Consider the following 1,295-nt stretch of genomic DNA (forward strand, 5'->3'; position numbering starts at 1 on the left):
GGAGCCGGCTTCTGGTCGAGCTGTCGGAGCCGGGCACGTTCCAGGAAGTGGAGCAGTTCCATGCGCGGCGGTTCGTCGGACGCATTCCCGCGGTTCAGGGGGTGGTGTGGTGGCTTTCGGGTTGGGGGCCGTGCCAGTCCAGGCACAGGACGGTGGCGTCGTCCCTGACATGGCCGTCGCAGGCTTCGGCGACCGCGGTGACCAGGGCGCGCACGACCTCGCGCGGGTGCTCGGTCGCGGTTTTACGGATGAGGCCGGGCAGGTCGACTGCTTTGGCTTGGCGTTCTTGCATGCCGTCGGTGAAGAGCACGAGGCGGTCACCGGGGCGCAGGTCGAGGTCCTGCACCTGGTACGGGCCCTGTCCGACGACGCCGAAGGGCAGGTCCACGGCCAGGCGGAGTTCGTCGACCGCACCCTCACGCAGCAGTAGCGGCCCGGGATGGCCGGCGTTGACCAGTTGGGCGCCGGTGCCGTCCAGGGCGATGCGCAGGAGTTGGCCGGTGGCGAAGGTCTTTCGGCCGTGGTCGAGGAGGGCCTGGTGGATCCGGCGGGCCTGTTCGGCAAGGCCGGCCCCGGCGCGGCGGGCACCGCGGGAGGCGTTGACCAGGAGAGTGGCCATGAGCGAGGCATCGACGTCGTGTCCCATGGCATCGGTGACGGACAGGTGCAGGGAGTCGTGGTCGAGGCTGTAGTCATAGGTGTCACCGGCGATGTCGGAGGCCGGGACCAGGGCGCCGGCCAGGGTGAACTCGGCGGCTTCGCAGGAAGGGGCCGAGGGCAGGAGCTGGCGCTGGATCTCCGCGGCCAGACTGACCGAAGTGGTGCGATTGCCCCAGTGGTAGAGGTCGGTGAACCGGCGGTCGGTGACGATGATGTACGCCAGCGCGTGCGCCGCCTCTTCGACCTGCTCCAGCACATCCGGTGTGACCCGGGCCAGGAACAGCTCCAGAACACCGATGGTGTCACCGCGGTTCGTGACGGGAGCCAGCACCCGCTGCCCCTGCTCGCCCTCCGGCGCCCGCACCAGCTTCTGAGTACGCAGGACCTCGTCGTAGACGCTGCTGCCGGCGAGGGAGACCTGCTCGGCACGCCGCTCCTGCTGCGCAGCCCCCTTCTCGCTGACCCGCAGCATGCGCCGCCCGACGACATCGACGAACAGGAAGGACACGTAGCGCGCGCCGAACCGGTCGCGCAGATTGCGCGCCACGACATCGAGGGAGCCCACCGGCGCGGCCTCCTCCGCCGCTGCCAGCACCTCAGCCAGTCCGATCCGATCACCAGCCACAACAGCCTCC

The 1,295-nt window shown here is 70.0% G+C and carries 1 protein-coding gene; it reads right to left on the reverse strand.

What is annotated here, in order from left to right:
• Positions 1-94: 94 nt before the first annotated feature.
• Positions 95-1,285, reverse strand: a complete 1,191-nt coding sequence (locus ABD374_RS31590; protein ID WP_344500062.1) for a PP2C family protein-serine/threonine phosphatase — start codon at positions 1,283-1,285, stop codon at positions 95-97.
• Positions 1,286-1,295: the final 10 nt, after the last annotated feature.

Origin of the sequence: Streptomyces enissocaesilis, assembly GCF_039533765.1 — a bacterium.
GTDB classification, from domain to species: Bacteria; Actinomycetota; Actinomycetes; order Streptomycetales; family Streptomycetaceae; genus Streptomyces; species Streptomyces enissocaesilis.